The organism is Streptomyces sp. NPDC057702 (genome assembly GCF_042799315.1).
Taxonomy (GTDB): Bacteria; Actinomycetota; Actinomycetes; order Streptomycetales; family Streptomycetaceae; genus Streptomyces.
In genome coordinates this window covers 150,827-168,944 of record NZ_JBHVJC010000003.1, presented here as the reverse complement: position 1 = coordinate 168,944, position 18,118 = coordinate 150,827, and the positions used below count along the sequence as shown (strand labels likewise).

General features: G+C 70.7%; 15 protein-coding genes. 6 read left to right on the top strand and 9 right to left on the bottom strand.

Annotation, left to right across the window (positions count from 1 at the left end; all coding sequences use genetic code 11):
* The first annotated feature begins 163 nt into the window (after positions 1-163).
* The 3 genes from ACFVFR_RS03055 to ACFVFR_RS03045 all read left to right on the top strand — a co-directional run bounded on the left by ACFVFR_RS03055 (position 164) and on the right by ACFVFR_RS03045 (position 2,584).
* Positions 164-607, top strand: coding sequence for an SsgA family sporulation/cell division regulator (locus tag ACFVFR_RS03055; protein WP_383697536.1), 444 nt, complete (start codon positions 164-166; stop codon positions 605-607).
* A gap of 280 nt (positions 608-887) precedes the next feature.
* Positions 888-1,973 (top strand): LLM class flavin-dependent oxidoreductase, encoded by a 1,086-nt coding sequence (locus tag ACFVFR_RS03050; RefSeq protein ID WP_383697534.1) that lies wholly within the window; start codon positions 888-890, stop codon positions 1,971-1,973.
* Positions 1,970-2,584, top strand: a complete 615-nt coding sequence (locus ACFVFR_RS03045; protein WP_383697532.1) for an FMN reductase — start codon at positions 1,970-1,972, stop codon at positions 2,582-2,584. Before ACFVFR_RS03050 ends, ACFVFR_RS03045 begins: the two co-directional genes overlap by 4 nt.
* A 225-nt stretch (positions 2,585-2,809) precedes the next feature.
* Here the strand turns inward: ACFVFR_RS03045 and ACFVFR_RS03040 are convergent, their stop codons facing one another.
* The 3 genes from ACFVFR_RS03040 to ACFVFR_RS03030 all read right to left on the bottom strand — a co-directional run bounded on the left by ACFVFR_RS03040 (position 2,810) and on the right by ACFVFR_RS03030 (position 7,675).
* The gene (locus ACFVFR_RS03040) at positions 2,810-3,784 is read right to left on the bottom strand and encodes a helix-turn-helix domain-containing protein (protein ID WP_383697530.1); all 975 of its coding nucleotides are present in this window, start codon (positions 3,782-3,784) and stop codon (positions 2,810-2,812) included.
* Positions 3,785-4,073: 289 nt separating this feature from the next.
* On the bottom strand, positions 4,074-4,838 hold the full coding sequence (locus ACFVFR_RS03035) for an alpha/beta fold hydrolase (RefSeq protein ID WP_383697528.1): 765 nt from the start codon (positions 4,836-4,838) through the stop codon (positions 4,074-4,076).
* Positions 4,839-4,915: 77 nt separating this feature from the next.
* Positions 4,916-7,675: an AAA family ATPase gene (locus ACFVFR_RS03030; protein ID WP_383697526.1), complete on the bottom strand. Its 2,760-nt coding sequence runs from the start codon at positions 7,673-7,675 to the stop codon at positions 4,916-4,918.
* Between the two features lie 628 nt (positions 7,676-8,303).
* Between ACFVFR_RS03030 and ACFVFR_RS03025 the strand changes: the two genes are divergently transcribed.
* Genes ACFVFR_RS03025 through ACFVFR_RS03015 form a run of 3 tightly spaced genes read left to right on the top strand, consistent with a single transcriptional unit; the run spans position 8,304 to position 11,302 of the window.
* Positions 8,304-9,554 carry an ABC transporter substrate-binding protein gene (locus ACFVFR_RS03025; RefSeq protein WP_383697524.1) on the top strand — a complete coding sequence of 417 codons (1,251 nt, stop codon included), beginning with the start codon at positions 8,304-8,306 and terminating at the stop codon, positions 9,552-9,554.
* Positions 9,526-10,476: a carbohydrate ABC transporter permease gene (locus ACFVFR_RS03020; protein WP_383697523.1), complete on the top strand. Its 951-nt coding sequence runs from the start codon at positions 9,526-9,528 to the stop codon at positions 10,474-10,476. The genes ACFVFR_RS03025 and ACFVFR_RS03020 overlap by 29 nt, the downstream gene beginning before the upstream one ends.
* Before the next feature lie 10 nt (positions 10,477-10,486).
* Positions 10,487-11,302 carry a carbohydrate ABC transporter permease gene (locus tag ACFVFR_RS03015; RefSeq protein ID WP_383697521.1) on the top strand — a complete coding sequence of 272 codons (816 nt, stop codon included), beginning with the start codon at positions 10,487-10,489 and terminating at the stop codon, positions 11,300-11,302.
* Between the two features lie 15 nt (positions 11,303-11,317).
* Here the strand turns inward: ACFVFR_RS03015 and ACFVFR_RS03010 are convergent, their stop codons facing one another.
* The 6 genes from ACFVFR_RS03010 to ACFVFR_RS02985 form a co-directional block, all read right to left on the bottom strand.
* Positions 11,318-11,677, bottom strand: coding sequence for a GNAT family N-acetyltransferase (locus tag ACFVFR_RS03010; protein ID WP_383697519.1), 360 nt, complete (start codon positions 11,675-11,677; stop codon positions 11,318-11,320).
* 25 nt (positions 11,678-11,702) lie between these two features.
* Positions 11,703-12,692 (bottom strand): pirin family protein, encoded by a 990-nt coding sequence (locus tag ACFVFR_RS03005; protein ID WP_383697517.1) that lies wholly within the window; start codon positions 12,690-12,692, stop codon positions 11,703-11,705.
* An 82-nt stretch (positions 12,693-12,774) separates the two neighbouring features.
* Complete coding sequence (locus ACFVFR_RS03000) at positions 12,775-14,418, bottom strand: MFS transporter (protein ID WP_383697516.1); 1,644 nt, start codon at positions 14,416-14,418, stop codon at positions 12,775-12,777.
* 162 nt (positions 14,419-14,580) lie between these two features.
* Positions 14,581-15,087 carry a DoxX family protein gene (locus ACFVFR_RS02995; protein ID WP_383697515.1) on the bottom strand — a complete coding sequence of 169 codons (507 nt, stop codon included), beginning with the start codon at positions 15,085-15,087 and terminating at the stop codon, positions 14,581-14,583.
* A gap of 41 nt (positions 15,088-15,128) precedes the next feature.
* Positions 15,129-15,791 (bottom strand): hydrolase, encoded by a 663-nt coding sequence (locus tag ACFVFR_RS02990; RefSeq protein ID WP_383697513.1) that lies wholly within the window; start codon positions 15,789-15,791, stop codon positions 15,129-15,131.
* Positions 15,792-15,919: 128 nt separating this feature from the next.
* The gene (locus ACFVFR_RS02985) at positions 15,920-17,812 is read right to left on the bottom strand and encodes an amidohydrolase (protein ID WP_383697512.1); all 1,893 of its coding nucleotides are present in this window, start codon (positions 17,810-17,812) and stop codon (positions 15,920-15,922) included.
* Positions 17,813-18,118: the final 306 nt, after the last annotated feature.

Here is an 18,118-nt window from a genome sequence, read left to right as displayed (position 1 = left end):
ATCGGGGGAGAGGGAAGGGCCGATTCGACGGGTAGGGGAGTCACCCATCTCGCTCTTCTTCCCGAGGCACTGTCTGGTGCGCTCCTCGGCACGGCACGCGCATCGCCCGATCCAGGTCATCGCGTAGAGAACCCCTCCCGAGAAACCCATAAGCGGGGCACGCATGCACAGACCTTTTCCCTCTGCCGCTGACGACGTCAAGATCAGCCACGAGATAACGGTGTACGTCGCCGTCGCGGACCATCCGCCCACGGGGTTGCCCGCACGGTTGCGCTACCACAGGAAGGACCCCTACGCGGTGTGCCTCTCCCTCGGAGGGACGGCGACCGGAACGGTCGACTGGGTGTTCGCCCGTGCCCTTCTGTCGGAGGGGCTGGGTAACCCGGTGGGCGTAGGAGACGTGCTGGTGAGACCCCAGCGTCGCGGCCACCGGCACTGGGTGCGCGTCATCGTCAGATCCACCGCGGGATATGCCCTGCTCGACATCGCGACCACGGCGGTTCGCGCATTCCTGGATCAGACCGAACTCCTCGTACCAACGGGCGCGGAAGGACGCCATATCGACCTGGACCGTCTCATCGCCGAGCTCGTCACGGGGAACGCGTGAGGGGGAACCGCCCGTCCGGAGAGCCGGTCGGGCGGTTCGCGTATCCGCGCTGAACCCGCGCCGTACCCGCGCCCGTGATCTGCCCCGTTGTGGGCTCGCGGTTCGCCTCACTCACCCAGCGCCGCACACGTGCCGGGCCGCGGAACGGCGCCCCTCCCCTTCATCAGAGCCCAGGCAGGGCACTGATGGGCAAGCTCCTCTGCACGCACGGGCATGGCGACCTTTCCACGGGTGCCTACATTTCTGGAAACTCCCCTACCGCTGGAACGAAGAGGTCCTCATGCAGTTCGGAATTTTCTCGGTCGGGGACGTGACCCCCGACCCGACCAACGGCCGTACCCCGTCAGAACACGAACGCATCAAGGCGATGGTCGCCATCGCGTTGAAGGCGGAGGAGGTCGGCCTGGACGTCTTCGCGACCGGCGAGCACCACAACCCGCCGTTCGTGCCGTCGTCCCCGACCACCATGCTCGGCTACATCGCCGCCCGTACCGAGAAGCTGATCCTCTCCACCGCGACGACCCTGATCACCACCAACGACCCGGTGCGGATCGCCGAGGACTACGCGATGCTCCAGCACCTGGCCGACGGCCGGGTCGACCTGATGATGGGCCGCGGCAACACCGGCCCCGTCTACCCCTGGTTCGGGCAGGACATCCGGCAGGGCATCAACCTCGCCAAGGAGAACTACTCGCTGCTGCGCCGGCTGTGGCGGGAGGACGTCGTCGACTGGGAGGGCACGTTCCGTACGCCCTTGCAGGGGTTCACGTCCACGCCCCGGCCGCTCGACGGCGTGCCGCCGTTCGTGTGGCACGGCTCCATACGCTCACCCGAGATCGCCGAACAGGCGGCCTTCTACGGTGACGGCTTCTTCCACAACAACATCTTCTGGCCCGCCGACCACACCAGGCGAATGATCCAGCTGTACCGGCGGCGGTACGCCTTCCACGGTCACGGCCGGCCCGACGAGGCCATCGTGGGTCTCGGCGGGCAGGCGTTCATACGGAAGAATTCCCAGGACGCCGTACGGGAGTTCCGCCCCTACTTCGACAACGCGCCCGTCTACGGACACGGGCCGTCGCTGGAGGAGTTCACCGAGCAGACCCCGCTGACCGTGGGCTCGCCACAGCAGGTCATCGAGCGGACGCTGGCGTTCCGTGAGACCGTCGGCGACTACCAGCGGCAGCTGTTCCTGATGGACCACGCGGGGCTGCCCCTGAAGACCGTTCTGGAACAGCTCGACATCCTTGGCGAAGAGGTGGTGCCCGTGCTGCGCGAGGAGTTCAGGGTCGGCCGCCCGGCCAACGTGCCGGACGCTCCCACCCACCCGTCGTCGCGGGTCGTCCAGGAGGTGGCCGCCGCATGAGACTCGTCGCCGTCTCCGCGGGGCTGAGCTCCCCTTCCTCCACCCGTCTACTCGCTGACCGTCTCGCCGGGTCCGCCCGCGACGGTCTCGCTGCCGCGGGGCACGACGTGGAGACGGAGGTCATCGAGCTGCGGGAGCTGGCCGTTGCCGTCGCCAACCATCTCGTGACCGGGTTTCCCCCGCCCCCACTAGCCACCGCCATCGACGCGGTGACGCGCGCCGACGGGCTGATCGCCGTGAGCCCCGTCTTCACCGCCTCCTACAGCGGGCTGTTCAAGTCCTTCTTCGACCTGATCGACCCGGACGCCCTCACCGGAAAGCCGGTGCTCATCGCGGCCACCGGCGGCACGGCCCGCCACTCCCTGGTCCTCGAACACGCACTGCGCCCGCTCTTCGCGTACCTGCGCGCCACCGTCGCCCCCACCACGGTGTACGCGGCGTCCGAGGACTGGGGCACCGGCGGCGACGAGTACACCGCGGGCCTGCCCTCCCGCGTCCGGCGGGCGGCTGGCGAGCTGGCCGCCCTGATGGCCGCGCGACCGGCCCGGGAGACGCCGCTGGACGACGTCACCGCGCTCGAACGGCAGCTTTCCGACCTGCGCTTCGACTGAGACGAACCGGGCCGCCGGGCGTGCACATCCCCCCGCCTTGAGCGCGGACGTGGCCACCCGTCCGCCCTGGGGACCGAAGAGAGGGTCTCACCGCACCACGAGGACAGGTCCGGCCGGGCCGGGGGCGGGCGCTCACCGCCCCCGGCCCGGTCCACCAGGCGCGCACGGGTGACGCCGGCGAGACGCCTCGCGTACGGCCCCGCCCCCCCTGGCGGCGAGCAACCCTCACTCAGCCGGGCGCCGTTCGCCGGGCAGGCCGTGCAGCTGCCACTCGCGGGGCGATATGCCGTAAGCGGCACGGAACACACGACTGAAGTGGCTGGGGCTCAGGAAACCCCAGCGACGAGCGACGGCCGCCACCCCGGGCCCCTGGGCCGGGGACCGAAGAAGGTCCCGCCGGCACCGCTCCAGGCGCTGCGTGCGGATCCACTCCCCGGCGGTGGTCCCCTCCGACTGGAACAACTTGTGCAGGTAGCGCACCGAGATGAAGTGGGCGGCGGCGATCGCGGTGGGCGACAGGTCCGGGTTGGAGAGATTGCGCAGAACGTGGTCCTTCACCCGCACCATCATGGCCGCGGCCGTGTCGGGTGCCTGGGGCCTGGAGCGACCGCTCTGCTCGTCGATGAACAGTGCCAGCAGGTCAAGCCCGGTGGCGACAGCTTGACGGCCGATGGAGGCGTCGAAACCCGCTGCTTCGCGCGCCATGGACGTGAAATAGGTCGACACCAGAGCGGCGCTGCCGCCCTGGCCCGAGAACGACCTCGCGGTCAGCGCCCGGAGGTCCTCGTCCCTCACCCGAAGCTCCGTACGAGGGAACTGAAAGGAGGTGAAGCAGAAATCGCTGTGCACTTTCTTTCTGAACACGCGAGACGAATCGGAAACGGAGAACTCTCCCGGCTGTATGTGGCACTCTCTCCCGTCCTGTTCCTTGACGGCGCTGCCCCGGCGCTGAAGGGTGAGGATGACGAACTCCTTCCCGTCCCGCGCTATCAGGCGCTTGCTGCGCACCACCTCCTGTGAACCGGCCTGGACGTTCGACACCTGTGTGGAACCCCACTGGTAGGTGACGATGCGTCCCGGTGACGGCTCCGTCTCCAGGGTTTTGAAATCGAGCGGTATGAAGGTCTGGGACACCGCCTCATGCCAGCGCTCTACGCGGTCGGCCGCGGACAGCGACGCGGTGGAAAGGACGATGGACATCTGTCTCCCTTGGCATCCTGATCGACAGGCGTTTCGGACCCACCGGACGGCCCGATCGCGACAAGCCGGTGTGCTTCCAGAACACCGTGCCAGCCGGCTTGGGCCGGCACATCGCGTGAATCCGCTAGATCAGGAACGGCGGGCGGGCTCGCCCCGCGGGCGAGGGCTCCGCCGACGGCGCCCACGGCGACGTAACGCCGCCCCTGGTCAGGGCAGCGCGCGGAGCGGCGTGGGCACCTCATCCGCTCGCTCGACAGAGCGACCGGTCGCCGACCGGTCGCCGTCCTCCTCAGATGGACCGTCGCGACCGGTCGTCGCCGCCGTGACCGGTGCCCTGTGCCGTGGCTTCCCGGATCATCGCGGCCACGGCGTCGGGCTGGGACAGGACGACGGCGTGTGAGCCGTCCAGCACGTGTTCGGTGGCCGCCATGCGTTGTGCCATGAAGCGCTGAGCGGTGGGGCTGAGCATCCGGTCGGCGGTCGCGATGGCGTACCAGGACGGTTTGGAGGCCCATGCCGGCGGGCCGGATCTGCCGGTCAGCGCGCGGTGGGCGATCGGGCGCTGCGCCACGGACATCACGTTCCTCACGTGGAGCGGCAGATCGGCGGCGTACACCTGGGGGAACCGTCCCTCGCTGATGTGGACCTCGCTGTCCGGGCCGCCCACACGGTGCGCCGGCGAGTCGACGGTGCACGTCGCGTCGGCCGCCGGCGTGGGCGGAAATCGGCTCGTGATGTCCAGAACGCACTCGCCGGCGTCGAGGCCGAACGCCGCGACGTAACACAGCGCCACGACGTTGTCGGCGTCGGTGGCGGCGTGTGTGATGACCGCGCCGCCGTAGCCATGGCCCACCAGTACGACGGGCTCGTCGAGAGCGCGCACCACGTTCATGAGGGCGGCGGCGTCATGGGCCAGACCGCGCAGTGGGTTCGCCGGGGCGCGCACGGTGGAACCGGCGGCGTGCAGGAGGCTGCTGACCCCCGCCCAGGACGAGGCGTCGGTGAACGCCCCGTGCACGAGCACGATGGTGGGCGGTGGGGAGAGAGATGGCATGGCGGCGCCCTCCTAGTGGGTTCGCCGACCCAGCCAAGTGGGTCCGGGCACGGAGAGGCATCGCGTGAACGTACCAATCACTCACCGGTTCGCTCGGCGTCGGGCAGGGCCATGACCAGGTGGGCGAGCTGGACCCGGGAGTTGACCCCCAGCTTGCGGAAGGCGGAGGTCAGGTGGGTGTTGACGGTGTGCGGGGAGACGAAGAGCAGATCGGCGGCCGACCGGTTGGTGTGACCCTCGGCGATCAGACGCGCCACCTTCCTCTCCGAGGCCGTGAGGGCGTGCCATCCCTGGACGGGGCGCCGCTTGGCCACCCCCCGGCCGCCGCCGGCCCCCGCCCCGTCCAGGTCACGTTGCAGGCGGGCCGCCGCGGCGTGAGCGCCTGACTCGGCGAACATGCCCCGGGCCCGTGTCAGGGCGGCCACCGCCTGGCTGCCGCGATCCGCCGCCAGGAGTGCCTGTCCGAGATCGGCGTAGGCGGCGGCCTGGACCAGGGGGCGCGGGCTCGCCCTGAGCAGCGCCACGGACTCCTCCAGCAGGGCGAGGTCGTTTCTGACGAGCCCGAGGGCCTGCGCCGCGATGCCCGTGGCGGTCGGCACGGCAGGGTTACGCGCGGCGTGCGTCCGCGCCTGCGTGGCCAGGTCCTCGGCGAGTTCGTGGTCCGCTCCGCGCAGGGCCATGCGTACAGCGGACTCGACCCAGTCGCGCAACAGCCGCCAGCGCATGAAGGCACCCTGCTCCTGTACCTCTCGGAGCTTGTCGACGGCAAGCCGGATGTCCCCGTCGCTCTCGGCGTGGACGGCTTCCAGGAAGCGCACCGCGGCCGTGTTGCCCGGGTTCGGTTTGGCCTCCAGCCTCTGCCGCGCCGCGACCAGGTGCTCCCGCGCCGCTTCCCGGTCGCCGCGCAGCAGGGCGATCCGGGAGCGGATCACCCGAGCGTTGACCTGCTGGACGGGGACCTGTACGTCGTTCTCCAGGCGCTCCATGGTGGCGAAGTCGGCGTCGGCGTCGTCGAGCCGGCCGAGCCCCAGATCGTGTTGGCCCTGTGCCCACGACATCATCGCCTGACGCGTCGTCCCGGCGTTGTCCGCGGCGTGTAGGAGCAGCCGCCCGCCGGACGCGAAGTCGTCCATGTGCAGGTGCGCGACGATCTCCTCGGGGAGGAAAGCGGAATCGATGGTGCTGAGCCCGGCGAAGCGCTCCAGCGCGACGGCGTTCTCACCCGCGTTCTGCGCGATCTCACCGAGCCCGGACAGGGCCAGGACATGTGCCTCCCGGTCACCGATGGCGATGGCGGCCCGTAGCGCGGTCTCGCCGGCCTCACGCGCCGCGACCAGGTCATGCCCCCGGGACAGAGCCAGCGCCCGCAGGGCGGCCAGCCGCGCCGCGGCCTCTGGGTCGGCGCCCTCGATGGCGAGGGCGGCTTCGGTCCGGCGGCGCAGTTCCTCGGCGAGATCCATGTTCCACAGCGCACCGCCGAGGGCGGCCTGCAGCCGGCTGAGCACGTCCAGCGGGGGTCGCCAGGCCAACAGCCGGTCGCCGGTCGACAGCGCTTCTCGACTTCTGCCGGCCCGGGTCAGGTAGAGGATCAACTCTTCACCCACCTCGAACCGCAGCGGCGCGGCGGGCGGCACCAGCTCCAGGGCACGCGTCATCAGGTCGGCCGCCAGCCCCGGCGTGACCGGCAACACGTCCTCAGCCGCTCGCCGTAGCAGCGTCACGCACTCCTCGTCCCCGGGCTCGGCACCCCTGAGGATGTGCGGCACCGCGTCGATCGGCCGGCGGCCCGCGGCCACAAGGCGGCTGGCGGCCTCCCGGTGGAGGACCTTCCGGGCCGACGGTGTGATGTCGACGTAGACGGCTTGGCGCAGCAGATCATGCCGGAAGACGAGACCGTCACCGTCGTCGTCCAGAAGTCCGGCGCGCATCGCCTCTTCCAGCGCCGAGAGCAACGTGGCGGGCGGCTGGCCGCACAGAGCGGCGGCGTCGTAGAGGCTGAACCTGCGCCCGAGCACGGCTCCCATCTGCAGGAAGCGCAGGGTGCCGGGTTGCAGCGATCTGAGCCTGCCGCGCACCCCCACCACGAGCTTGGGGGGCACGAGATCACCCGGGGCATCGGCGTTACCCAGTCCCGCGAGCATCTCGACCGCGAGGAACGGGTTTCCGCCGGCCCCGTCGAGCAGGTCCCGTACCCGCTCGTCGACGACGGTCCCCAGGGTGTCGTCAGCCAGTTGACGGATGGCGGCGCCGGACAGCGGCCCCAGGGGCACGGTGACCGTCGGGAACGCCTCGGGCGTGGCCGCGAGGATCTCTTCCGCCGGGCCGGCGGGGTCCGGTCGCCCAGCCAGCAGCCACAGCACCGGCGAGGTCCGCAGCCGTGCCGGAAGCTGCCTCAGAACGAAGCGACTGAGCGGGTCCGCCCACTGCACGTCGTCCAGACCGATCAACAGCGGCGCACTGCCGGCCCTGGCTTCGATCGCCTCCGCCAGCCGTTCCACCAGCCAGATCCGCTGATCCTGATTCCGCGCGAGATCGGCGAAGGCATCGCCGGACAGCAACGGCCGCTCGCCGTGCAGGACGCAGGCGGCCAACGACGAGAGGGGAACGATGTGGTGCAGCTCATCAGCCTTGCCGAGGCCGACGGAGAAGCCCGCCGCCCTGGCCATGGTGACGGCCTCGGCGAGCAGCGTGGTCTTGCCGATGCCAGGTTCCCCCTGGATCAGGGCCAACCCGCCGCTTCCGGTACGGGGCACCGTGGTGATCAGTGCGTGAAGTTCCGCGAGTTCTCTCTCCCGGCCGCGCAGACCGCTACGGGTCAGCGATGCGCCCGACCCCACCACTCATGCACCTTTCCCACCCGCACCGTCCGTCGGAGCCGGGCCCACTCCATGCCGCCGAGTGACCGCACCCGTCGGTAGCAGACTGCCTCCCCCGAAGCGGCGATCCTGCCGAGGAACATCGGTCGCGCGCATCACAGGTGTTCGGCCGCCCGCGAGGGTGGCACGGCGCACGAGCCGGTCCCCCCTCGTGCGCGCGGACGACTGCCACGTGGGCGGCTTCGATCCGGGAGACGAGGCCGAGTGCGTGGCTGGGAGGAGGCGGACCGCGGAGGACCAGGTGAGTGGCGCCACAGCGGGCCATGGTACTTCACCCGCAAAACGACACCGTGCGTCGGTCGAGAGGTCTCCCGCGCACGGCGAGCCCGGTTGGCCACGGCCTGCCGGACACCAGCCAGCGTGACGGGCTCGCGGTATCCGGCCGCGCCACCGCGCACCCGCCACCCGGGCAGGCGCGGGGCGTGCCGTTCACCGCCAGACACCGCCGCGGTCCCCTCTGTGACCGACCCGGGCGCGGGGGCCCCGTCCCGTGCGCTTAGTCTGACCGGGTTGTCCCGGGACCCGGCCACCTGTCGGCTCCCGAGACGGACACACAGCTCACGCAAGCCGTTCGGGAACAGGCGCCACCATGATCTTTCCGGCCAGACCGCCGGCGCGGCGGCTCACCGCCCTCATCGCACTCGTCGCCCTGGCCCTGGCCGCGGGCGGATGCGGGGACGGAACCGACGACGGCTCCGGCACGGGCGAGGTCACGTCGATCACCGCACTCGACTACTACACCGACGAAGTCGAACACGCCCAGTGGAGCGCGCGGCTCAGCGAGTGCGGCGAGACCGTCGGCGTCAAGGTCAGGCACTCCAGCGTCCCCGGTCCGTCGCTCGTCCCCACGGTCCTGCGGCAGGCGTCGTCGCGGACCCTCCCCGACCTGTTGATGCTGGACAACCCGGACCTGCGGCAGATCGCGCAGACCGGTGCGCTGACCCCGCTGGACCAGTACGGCATCGACTCCAGCGGCTTCGCCGAAGGCATCCTCTCGGCCGGCACGCACGAGGGCAGGGTGTACGGGTTGGCGCCCACCGTCAGCACGATCGCCCTCGTCTACAACAAGGACATGCTCTCCGAGGCCGGTGTCGCGGTACCGAGGACCTGGGAGGAGCTCAGGGCGGCGGCGGCCAAGCTGACCCGCCCGGGGCGCTACGGCATGGCGGTCGACGCGAACGCCACCTTCGAGGGCAGCTGGCAGTTCCTGCCCTTCCTGTGGTCCAACGGCGGGGACGAGCGAGATCTGGACACCCCGCAGGCCGCGCGGGCACTCCAGCTGTGGGTCGACCTGGTCGAGAGCGGCTCGATGTCAAGGTCGGTGCTGAACTGGAACCAGGCCGATCTCCACGACCAGTTCGTCGCCGGCAGGGCGGCCATGATGCTCAACGGCCCCTGGCGGATCCCGGCCATGAACGAGACCGAGGGCCTGGACTGGGGAGTGGCCCCCGTCCCCGTTCCCCGGGCGGGGCAGACCCCCGTCACGCCGCTCGGCGGCGAGGTGTGGACCGTCCCGCGGAACACTTCCATGGCGAAGCAGAGGAAGGCCGCGCAGGTGGTCGCCTGTCTCAACGACCCCGCGAACATGCTCGCGCAGGCCGAGCAGAGGTTCACCGTGCCGTCCCGCGCCGCGGTGGCCGCCCGGTACGCCCAGCGGGTCCCGTCGATGGCGGCGTTCGTCAGAAGCGTCGAAAAGGCCCGGTCCCGGACCGGCGAGCTCGGCGTCACCTGGCCCAGGGCGGCGACCGGGATATACACCGCGATCCAGTCGGCGCTGACGGGCGAGCGGACACCGCGGGAGGCGCTGAGGCATGCCCAGCAGATCGCGACCGGTTCCTGAGAGGGGCGTGGGCGGCACCAGCCGGAGTGCCGCCCGCGCACGCCTGTGGGAGTCGTTCACGCGGTGGATGTTCATCGCGCCCGCCGGGGCGTACCTGCTGCTGTTCTTCGGTTACCCGGTCGTCAAGAACGTCGTGATGAGCTTCCAGCGGTACACGACCACGACCTTCTACACCGGTGCCGCGCCGTTCGTGGGACTGCGGAACTACGCGACGATCCTGTCGTCGGACCTGTTCTCCCAGACCCTGGTGACGACGGTCCTGTTCACGGCTGGCTCGATCACCGGGCAGTTCGTGCTCGGCCTGGCCCTGGCCCTCTTCTTCCAGCGCTGTTTTCCGCTCAGTGGCGTTCTGCGGTCGCTCCTGCTGCTGCCCTGGCTGTTGCCCCTGGTCGTCTCCGCCACGACGTGGAAGTGGATGCTCGACACCGACACGGGAGTCGTCAACGACGCACTGACCCGACTCCACCTCCTGTCGTCCGGCGTCCCGTGGCTCACCGGCACCTCCGAGGCGCTGGTGTCGGTGATCCTTGTCAACATCTGGGTGGGTGTCCCCTTCAACACCGCGATCCTGTACGGCGGACTGCGGGACATCCCGACCCATCTGTACGAGGCGGCGAAGCTGGACGGCGCGGGACCGGTGGCCTTGTTCCGCTACGTCACCTGGCCACTCCTGCGCCCTGTGGTCAACGTCGTGCTGGTGCTGGGTGTGGTCTACACGCTCAAGGTGCTGGACATCATCCTCGTGGTGACGGGGGGAGGACCGGCCGACGCCACCGAGACCCTCGCCACCCAGTCCTACGACCTGTCCTTCCAGCAGTTCGACTTCGGGCGCGGGGCTGCGATGAGCAACGTCCTCATCGTCATCTCGCTCGTTTTCGCCCTCGTCTACCTGCGCGCCCACCGGCGCGCCCAGCACACCTGAGGAGGAGTCCGTGAAGCGGGCACCGAGCCGTGGCTGGCCGTCCACGATCATCGGGATCCTCCTGCTCGCGGTGATGCTGTTTCCCGTCTACTGGATGGTGAACGCCTCCCTGCAGCCGGCGGGGAACACCCTGCGGGGAGGCTGGTTCCCCCTCCACCCGGACCTCAGCGGTTACGCCACCGCGCTGCGCGGTCAAGGCACCAACCTCGTCACCAGCCTGGTGGTGGCGCTCGGCAGTGTGGCACTCAGCCTCGGCCTGGCCGCGCCGGCGGCCTACGCGCTGGCCCACTTCCCCGTGCGAGGTACCAACCTCGTCCTCTTCGGCGTCCTGGTCACCCAGATGGTGCCAGGCATCGTCGTGGCGAACGCGCTCTACGGCGCCTACAACGACCTGGGGTTGCTGAACTCCTACCTCGGACTGATCCTCGCCGACTCGACCGCGGGGGTTCCCTTCGCGATCCTCCTCCTCCGTCCGTCCATGCACAGCATCCCGAAGGAGATCATCGAGGCCGCGCGGATCGACGGTGCGGGCAGGTGGCGTGCGTTCCGCTCCGTGGTGCTCCCGGTCAGCGCGAACTCGTTGATCACTGCCGGCGTCTTCACCTTTCTCTTCGCCTGGGGCGACTTCCTCTTCGCCCTCACGCTGACCACGACGGACACGGTGCGGCCAGTCACCCTGGGCATCTATCAGTACATCGGTGCGCACACGAACCGGTGGAACGCGGTGATGGCCACCGCGGTCCTGGCGTCCGCCCCGGCGGCCGTGCTGCTCGGCGTCGCTCAGCGCTACGTCGCCGCCGGAGCCACCAGTGGGGCCGTCAAGTGAGACGCGGGAAGACGCTCACACCGAGGGCCTCGGTCGTGACTCCAACTCCGTCTCCAGCCATCGCAGGGCCTCCGGGGTGACCGGGTCGGTGATGTCGTCGTACTCCTCGTGACGGGTCAGGTACGTGGCCACGTAGGGGCAGACCGGCACGACGCGCCTGCCCGTCGCGCGTACGTCGTCGAGTGCCTCCCGGACCAGTCGCGCGGCCAGGCCCTGGCCGGCGAAGGCGTCGTCGATCTCCGTGTGGAAGAAGACCCGCTGCTCACCGCGGTCGCGGTAGGCGGTCAGACCGACGCGTTGTCCGTCGACGAGGATGACGTACCGGTGCCGGTCGTCCACGCGCTCGACGGTGGGAGGGGCGGAAGGCTGGGTCATCGGGGTCCTTTCGGGTGGGTGCGGGTCAGCGGCGCGGTGGGTTCGCGCGCGGTGCGATGACGGCGTTCGGCAGGGCCGGGGCGGGGAGACGGCCGCCGTCGTAGCCCTCGACCGTGCCGAACCGGTCGGAGGCGTTCTGCCAGTCCTCCCGGGCCCGCACGATGTCCTGGTGGCTGCGGCCGATGAAGTTCCACCACATGACGATCCGTTCCTCGAACGGTGCCCCGCCGAGCAGGACGGCCCGAGCTGGGCCGTCCGATGCGTTGGTCAACGTCAGGGTGTCATCTCCCGGGCCGGCGTACCCCAGCTCCGCGGGTCGCAGGAGCGTGTCGGCCATGCGGACCGGTCCTGTGTCGACGAGCAGGCCGTGCTCGAAGCCGCGCTCGACGGCGAGCGTGACGGTCGCTCTGGGCCGTAGGGCGATCTCGGCACCGAGCAGGGGGGTGAAGGTCCGCACGGGGGACACGTCCCCGGCCAGGGAGCCCAGGAACACCCGGATCTCGGCCCCGGCGACGCGCACCGGTTCGGGCACGTGGTGCTGGAAGTCGCGTTCGGTGTGGCGGTGTCGTTCGGGCAGCGCCACCCACAGCTGCACGCCGTGCAGGATCGTGCCGCGCGCGGTCGAGACCTCCGAGTGACTGATGCCGTACCCGCCCGTCATGAGGTTCAGCTCACCCGGTCGTACGAGCGCGTGGCTGCCGAGGCTGTCCCGGTGCTCGATCTCGCCGCTGAACAGCCAGCTCACGGTCTGCAGCCCGGTGTGCGGGTGCGGGGCGACATCCATGCCGCCCGTGTCGGCGACATCGTCGGGGCCGTAGTGGTCGGCGAAGCACCAGGCGCCGATCAGGGTCCGGGCGCGCTGCGGCAGTGTGCGCCGTACCCGCATCGCCCGCGGGCCGCCGAGGGGGACGTCGCGTGGGGCGAGTACGTCGATGTGCGGGGCTCTCGTGCTGCGTCCGCCTTCGACCGGTACTCCGCCGTGTCGCTCGCTCGGCTCTGTTCCGACGTCGCTCACCGGGCGTCGTCTCCTCTCACCAGCTGGTTCGTTGTCCGCTCATCATGGCCCCCCACGCCACCCCGGCGCCCCGGGCCCGGCATCACGTGACCGTGTCTTCCGGAACGACCGGGCCCGAGGACGTGTCGAAGGCGTGAGTGACGTCCGGCGGGGTGCCGGGGACGAGGAGGCGGCGTGCCCGCTCCTCGTGCCGGCGGTCGGTGACGGTGAGCCGGTCACTGTGCTGGGCGAGATGCTCGGCCCAGGAGGCGACGAGGTAGCTCTCGATGAAGTGCCCGCCGTCCTGGCCGTCCTGGTACAGGCCCCAGGTGAGGGCTCCGGTGCGCCGTCGGGAACGGGCGACGTGCCGCATGCGCTCGCTGAAGGCGGTCACGTTTCCCGGGGCGACGCGGTAGGAGACGGTGACGAGCACGGGACCGGTGGTCGGTCCCGGTTCGAAGACCAGAGGGGGCACCGGCCAGTGCTCGGAAGGAGAGGGATCGACCCCCTCCGCTCCGTGCAGCGGCCAGCGACGCAGGCTGAGGGCGCTGATCAGCAGCAGCCCACTGCCGGCCAGCAGTGGGACGGCGAGTCCCAGCCGGTCGGCGAGGGCGCCCCACAGCGGTGCCGCCAGCCCCTGGCCACCCTGGAAGACGAGGAGGTAGACGGCGAGACCGCGGGCCCTGACCCAGCCGGGGAGCCGCGTCTGCATGGCCGTGTTGAGGGTGGACAGGACACCGATCCACGCGACCCCCGCGAACAGCAGCACCACCGCCACCAGCCAGGTGTTCCGTACGGTGACCAGGACCACCAGGACACCCGCGAAGACCAGGGCCCCGCTGGCCAGGGTGCCGTTGGCCCCGAGTACCCGGTTGCTGTGGGGCATGACGAACGCGCCCGCGACCGCTCCGGCGCCGACGGCGCCCAGGAGCAGTCCATAGCCGCCGGAGCCCAGGTGCAGGGAGCGGCTCGCGACGAGCGGCAGCAGCGCCCACAGGGCGGCGCCACCGGGGATGAACAGGGCCACACGCAGCAGGACCCGGCGGACGCCCGGTGCGTACCACACGTAGCGGCGACCCGCGTCGAGGGCGGTCAGCAGTTTCTCGTTGCCTGTCGCGGCGGTGACCGTCCGGGGGTGTCGCCAGAGCAGCAGGACGGCGGCGATGCCGAGGTAGGAGGCCGTGTTGAAGGCGAAGACCCACCCGGCGCCCGCCGCGGCCACGACCACCCCGCCAAGGGCCGGCCCGACGGCGCGGGCCAGGTTCATGTTCACGCCGCCGAGCGCGGCGGCCTGGCCCAGCTGGTGACGTTCCACCAGCTCCGGCTGGATCGCCTGCCAGGCCGGGCCCATCAGCGCGGTGCCGCACCCCAGCAGGAAGGTGAGGAGGAGTAGCGGCACCGGGGTGAGAGCGCCGGCGAACGCCAGCGCCGTCAGCGTGCCGGAGACCGCGAGCATGGCGAACTGCGCGGCCAGCAGCACGCTCCGACGCTCGTAACGGTCGGCGACCACGCCCGAGGGCAGGGCCAGGAGCACGACGGGCAGACTGGAGGCCGTCTGGATCAGCGTCACCAGTGCCGCGTCGTGCCCGATCAGCAGCCACTGGGCCCCGATCATCTGCATCCAGCTGCCGATGTTGGAGACCAGCTGGGCGATCCACAGGGCTCGGAAGAGACGTGTCGCCAGCGGCGCCCACGCTGAGCTCGACCTGGAGGGCCGTGGGGGCGGGGAGGGGGGTACGGGGCTCATGCTGGTCCATGCGGGGTGAGTGCGGACGCGTCGACTCCGGCAGGCGGCGCGGTGTGTCAGGCGGCTGTTGTCGTGGTCGAGCCGGGACCGGACCACCGGTGGCCGTCGCCTCTGGGCACACCGACATGGTCCGCGTCGGTACGGCCGGCCACCGGTGGCCCTCTACCGGGACTCGCGGCCCGCGGGGGTCGGGCGGTGCAGCACCCCGCGGGTGAGCAGGCCACTGGCCGGACCCATGACGATGGCGGCGACGCAGACCCACACCGGCCAGGGGGTGACGGTCAGCGCGTGGTCCACGGACCACCGCCCGGGCCCGGTGAGAGTCACCGCGGCGGAGGCGACGACCAGGACGAGGGGGTACTCGAAGCCGTCGTTCTGCACCCACAGCCCCTTGGGCCACTTGACGGTGCCGGCGACCGTCATCACGCCCATAGCGGCCATCGCGGCCAGGGGCGTGAGCAGGCCGGCGGCCAGGAACAGGCCGGAACCGATCTGGCTGGCTCCCGCGACGACGGCGGTCAGCCGACCGCCGCGGAACCCGTCGTGGCGGAACTCCTCGGTCCCGCCCGCGAGGCCGTTGCCCCCGAGCCGGAAGCTCACCTTCTGCACCCCGTGCCCGGCGATGAGCAGTCCCACCACCAGCCGGAGAACCAACAGTCCAGCGTCCATCGTTCCCACCTGTTCCTGACGTTCGCTTACCGGTACGTAGGTCAGCCGGCGGCGTGGGCGCCGATGACGGCCTGCGCGTAGACCATCCCGAGGCCGTAGGTGCCGCCGTGCGCCTTGACCACGTCGCCCACGGCCGCGTAGGTCTCTGTCCGGGCCCAGTCGCGCTGGAGCTCCAGCAGCACCTGCACCCAGGTGACCGGGACGGCCCCGGCCTGGATCATGCGCTGGACGGCGTGCTCGTGAGCCTGCGGACTGACACCACCGGACGCGTCGGTGACGACGTAGACCTCGTAGCCCTGGGCGATGGCGGACAGCGCGGGCAGCACGACGCAGACCTCGGTCCACAGACCCGCGATGACGAGCTTCTGACGGCCGGTCGCCTTGACCGCCTCGACGAAGTTCTCGTCCTCCCAGGCGTTCATCGTGCTGCGGTCCACGATTTGCTGCTCGGGGAAGACCTCGGCCAGCTGCGGCAGGAGCGGGCCGGAGAAGGTCTCGGCGGCCACGGTGCTCAGCACGACCGGCACGTCGAACGCCTTCGCGGACTTCGCCAGCCCCACGGTGGAGTTGATGATGGCGGTGCGGTCGCCGCTGCCGGTGCCGAAGAACATCTGCGGCTGGTGGTCGACGAACAGCACCGCGCAGTTGTCCGGGGTGAGCAGGTCGGGACTGGGGGCAGCGGTGACCTCTGCGATGTTGACCATGGTGGTGAGCCTTTCTCGGTAAGGGTGGCGCGGACCGCTGTCCGTGCCGTGGTGGGAAGAACCGTCCGTCGGGACGGAGTTGGTGGGTGGCGTCCCGGAAGGGGCGGTGTCCGTACCCTGCGGGGGGATCACAGGTCGAAGCAGGGATCGAAGGGGGTGCTCGTGGCCTCGGGGGCCAGGCCGCGCGCGACGCGCCACTGGCGGTGCCGCTCCGACTCGGCGACCGCCTGACCGAGCGACTCCGCTTGGCCGGCGCCGGAGAGGGCCCTTCGGCGGGGGGCCTGGTAGCCGCCGAAGTGCGCCACGGGGCTCCACGCGGGGCTGACGGGCGGAAGTTCCTCGTCGAGCCCCTCGTACTCGGCGGCGGCGTACACGATCCGGCCGCCGACCACCGTCAGCAGTGACTCGATGTGCGCGATGTCCGGCTCCGGCACGCTGAAGAAGTCCTCGGACAGCACCGCCAGATCCGCGTAACAGCCCGGCTTGAGAACGCCCTTGACCTTCTCCTCGCCGGTCAGTGCGGCGCCGGCGCGCGTGAACATCGCCAGCGCGGTCCCCCGGTCGACACGGTTCGCCGGCGGGCGCAGTGTCAGGTCACCGACCGAGCGACCGCTGACGAGCCAGTGCAGGGCGACCCAGGGGTTGTAGGAGGAGACCCGGGTGGCGTCGGTGCCGGCGCCCACGGTCAACCCCCGGTCCACCATGGCGCGTATCGGCGGGGCGTCCGCGGCGGCTCCGGGGCCGTAGCGTCGCAGAAACGCCTCGCCCTGGAAGGACAGTCGGTTCTGCACGGACATCGCCCCGCCGAGCGCGGCGACACGGTCGAGGCTGTCCGCGGAAACGGTCTCGGCATGGTCGAACAGCCACCGGTTCCCGGCCGGGAAGAGCCCTTCCGCGGCGAGCCTCTCGAACACCGCGAGGTCACGGCGGATGGTCTCGTCGTAGGTGGCGTGCAGCCGGAACACCCACCCGTTCTCCATGAGGAGGCGCACCGCCTTCGCGAACTCGACCTCGTAGTCCGAGGCGAGTTCCGGACGCGGTTCGGCGAAGTTCTCGAAATCGGCCGCTGACCAGGTGAGGTTCTCGCCCGCGCCGTTCAGCCGCAGCCACTCGTCCCCGTCCTCGGGGCGGGCCGTTTCGATCCAGCGGGTGAGATCGTCGATCTCCTGCCCCGGAGTCTGGGGAAAGAGGTGGTAGGCGATACGCAAGGACAGCTGACCGGCCTTGGCGAGTTCGACGACGGTCGCGTAGTTGTCGGGGAAGTTCTGGAATCCGCCGGCGGCGTCGATCGCCGAGGTGAGACCGAACCTGTTCAGCTCGCGCAGGAAGTGCCGTGTGGAGGTCTTCCTGTCCTCCTCGCTCGGCAGCACCGGCGCCTTGGCCAGGGTCGAGTAGAGGACGAGGGCGCTGGGCGCGGCCAGCAGCATGCCGGTGGGCTGTCCGTCCCGGCCCCGCACGATCTGCCCTCCCTTGGGGTCGGGCGTGTCCCTGGCGAAGCCGGCGGCCTTCAGCGCCGCCCGGTTCAGCACGGCCGACTGGTACAGGTGCAGGACGAACACCGGCGTGTCCGGGGCGGCGGCGTTCAGCTCGGCGACGGTCGGCAGCCGACGCTCGGCGAACTGCTCCGCCGACCAGCCCCCCACCACCCGCACCCACTGACCCTTCGGAGTGCGAGCGGCTTGCTCACGCAGCATCGCCAACGCCTGACGCAGGCTGCGCACCCCGTCCCAGCGCAGCTCCAGTACGTAGTTCAGGCCGCCTCGAATCACGTGCAGGTGGGTGTCGTTGAGGCCCGGGACCACCCGCCGCCCGAGCGCGTCGACCACCCTGGTGCCCGGGCCGATGTGCTCGGCCACATCCCTGTCGTCACCCACGACCGTGATGACGCTGTCGCGGACGGCCAGCGCCTCGGCATACGGGCGGCCCGGGTCCCCTGTGTGGATCTTCGCGTTGCGGACGACGAGGTCCGCGGCATTGTCGACGGCATGCGGGGCCAGCCCACCGACGGGCATTGTTGACATCTCGTGAGACTCTCTCTGGGAAGACGACTTCGATCCACGTCGCGAGCCGGAAGCTGGCGAACTCCGGCGATTCAGCCACGCTTGGATGCCCCGTGACCCGAAGGGAATCGAGTGGTCTTTCACCGGCATCGTCGCGCCTGGGAACGATGGCGGACTCTCTTCGCGAGGGGTCCTCGGTTGCTTCGCCATCACGATAGGCACGACGGACGCGCACCCTTATCCCGTCAGCGCACAGGACTTTGCCTCACCGCGCACCCACGCCGAGCGCTCGATCGCCACAGCGAACACCCGCACATGGCGGTGCGC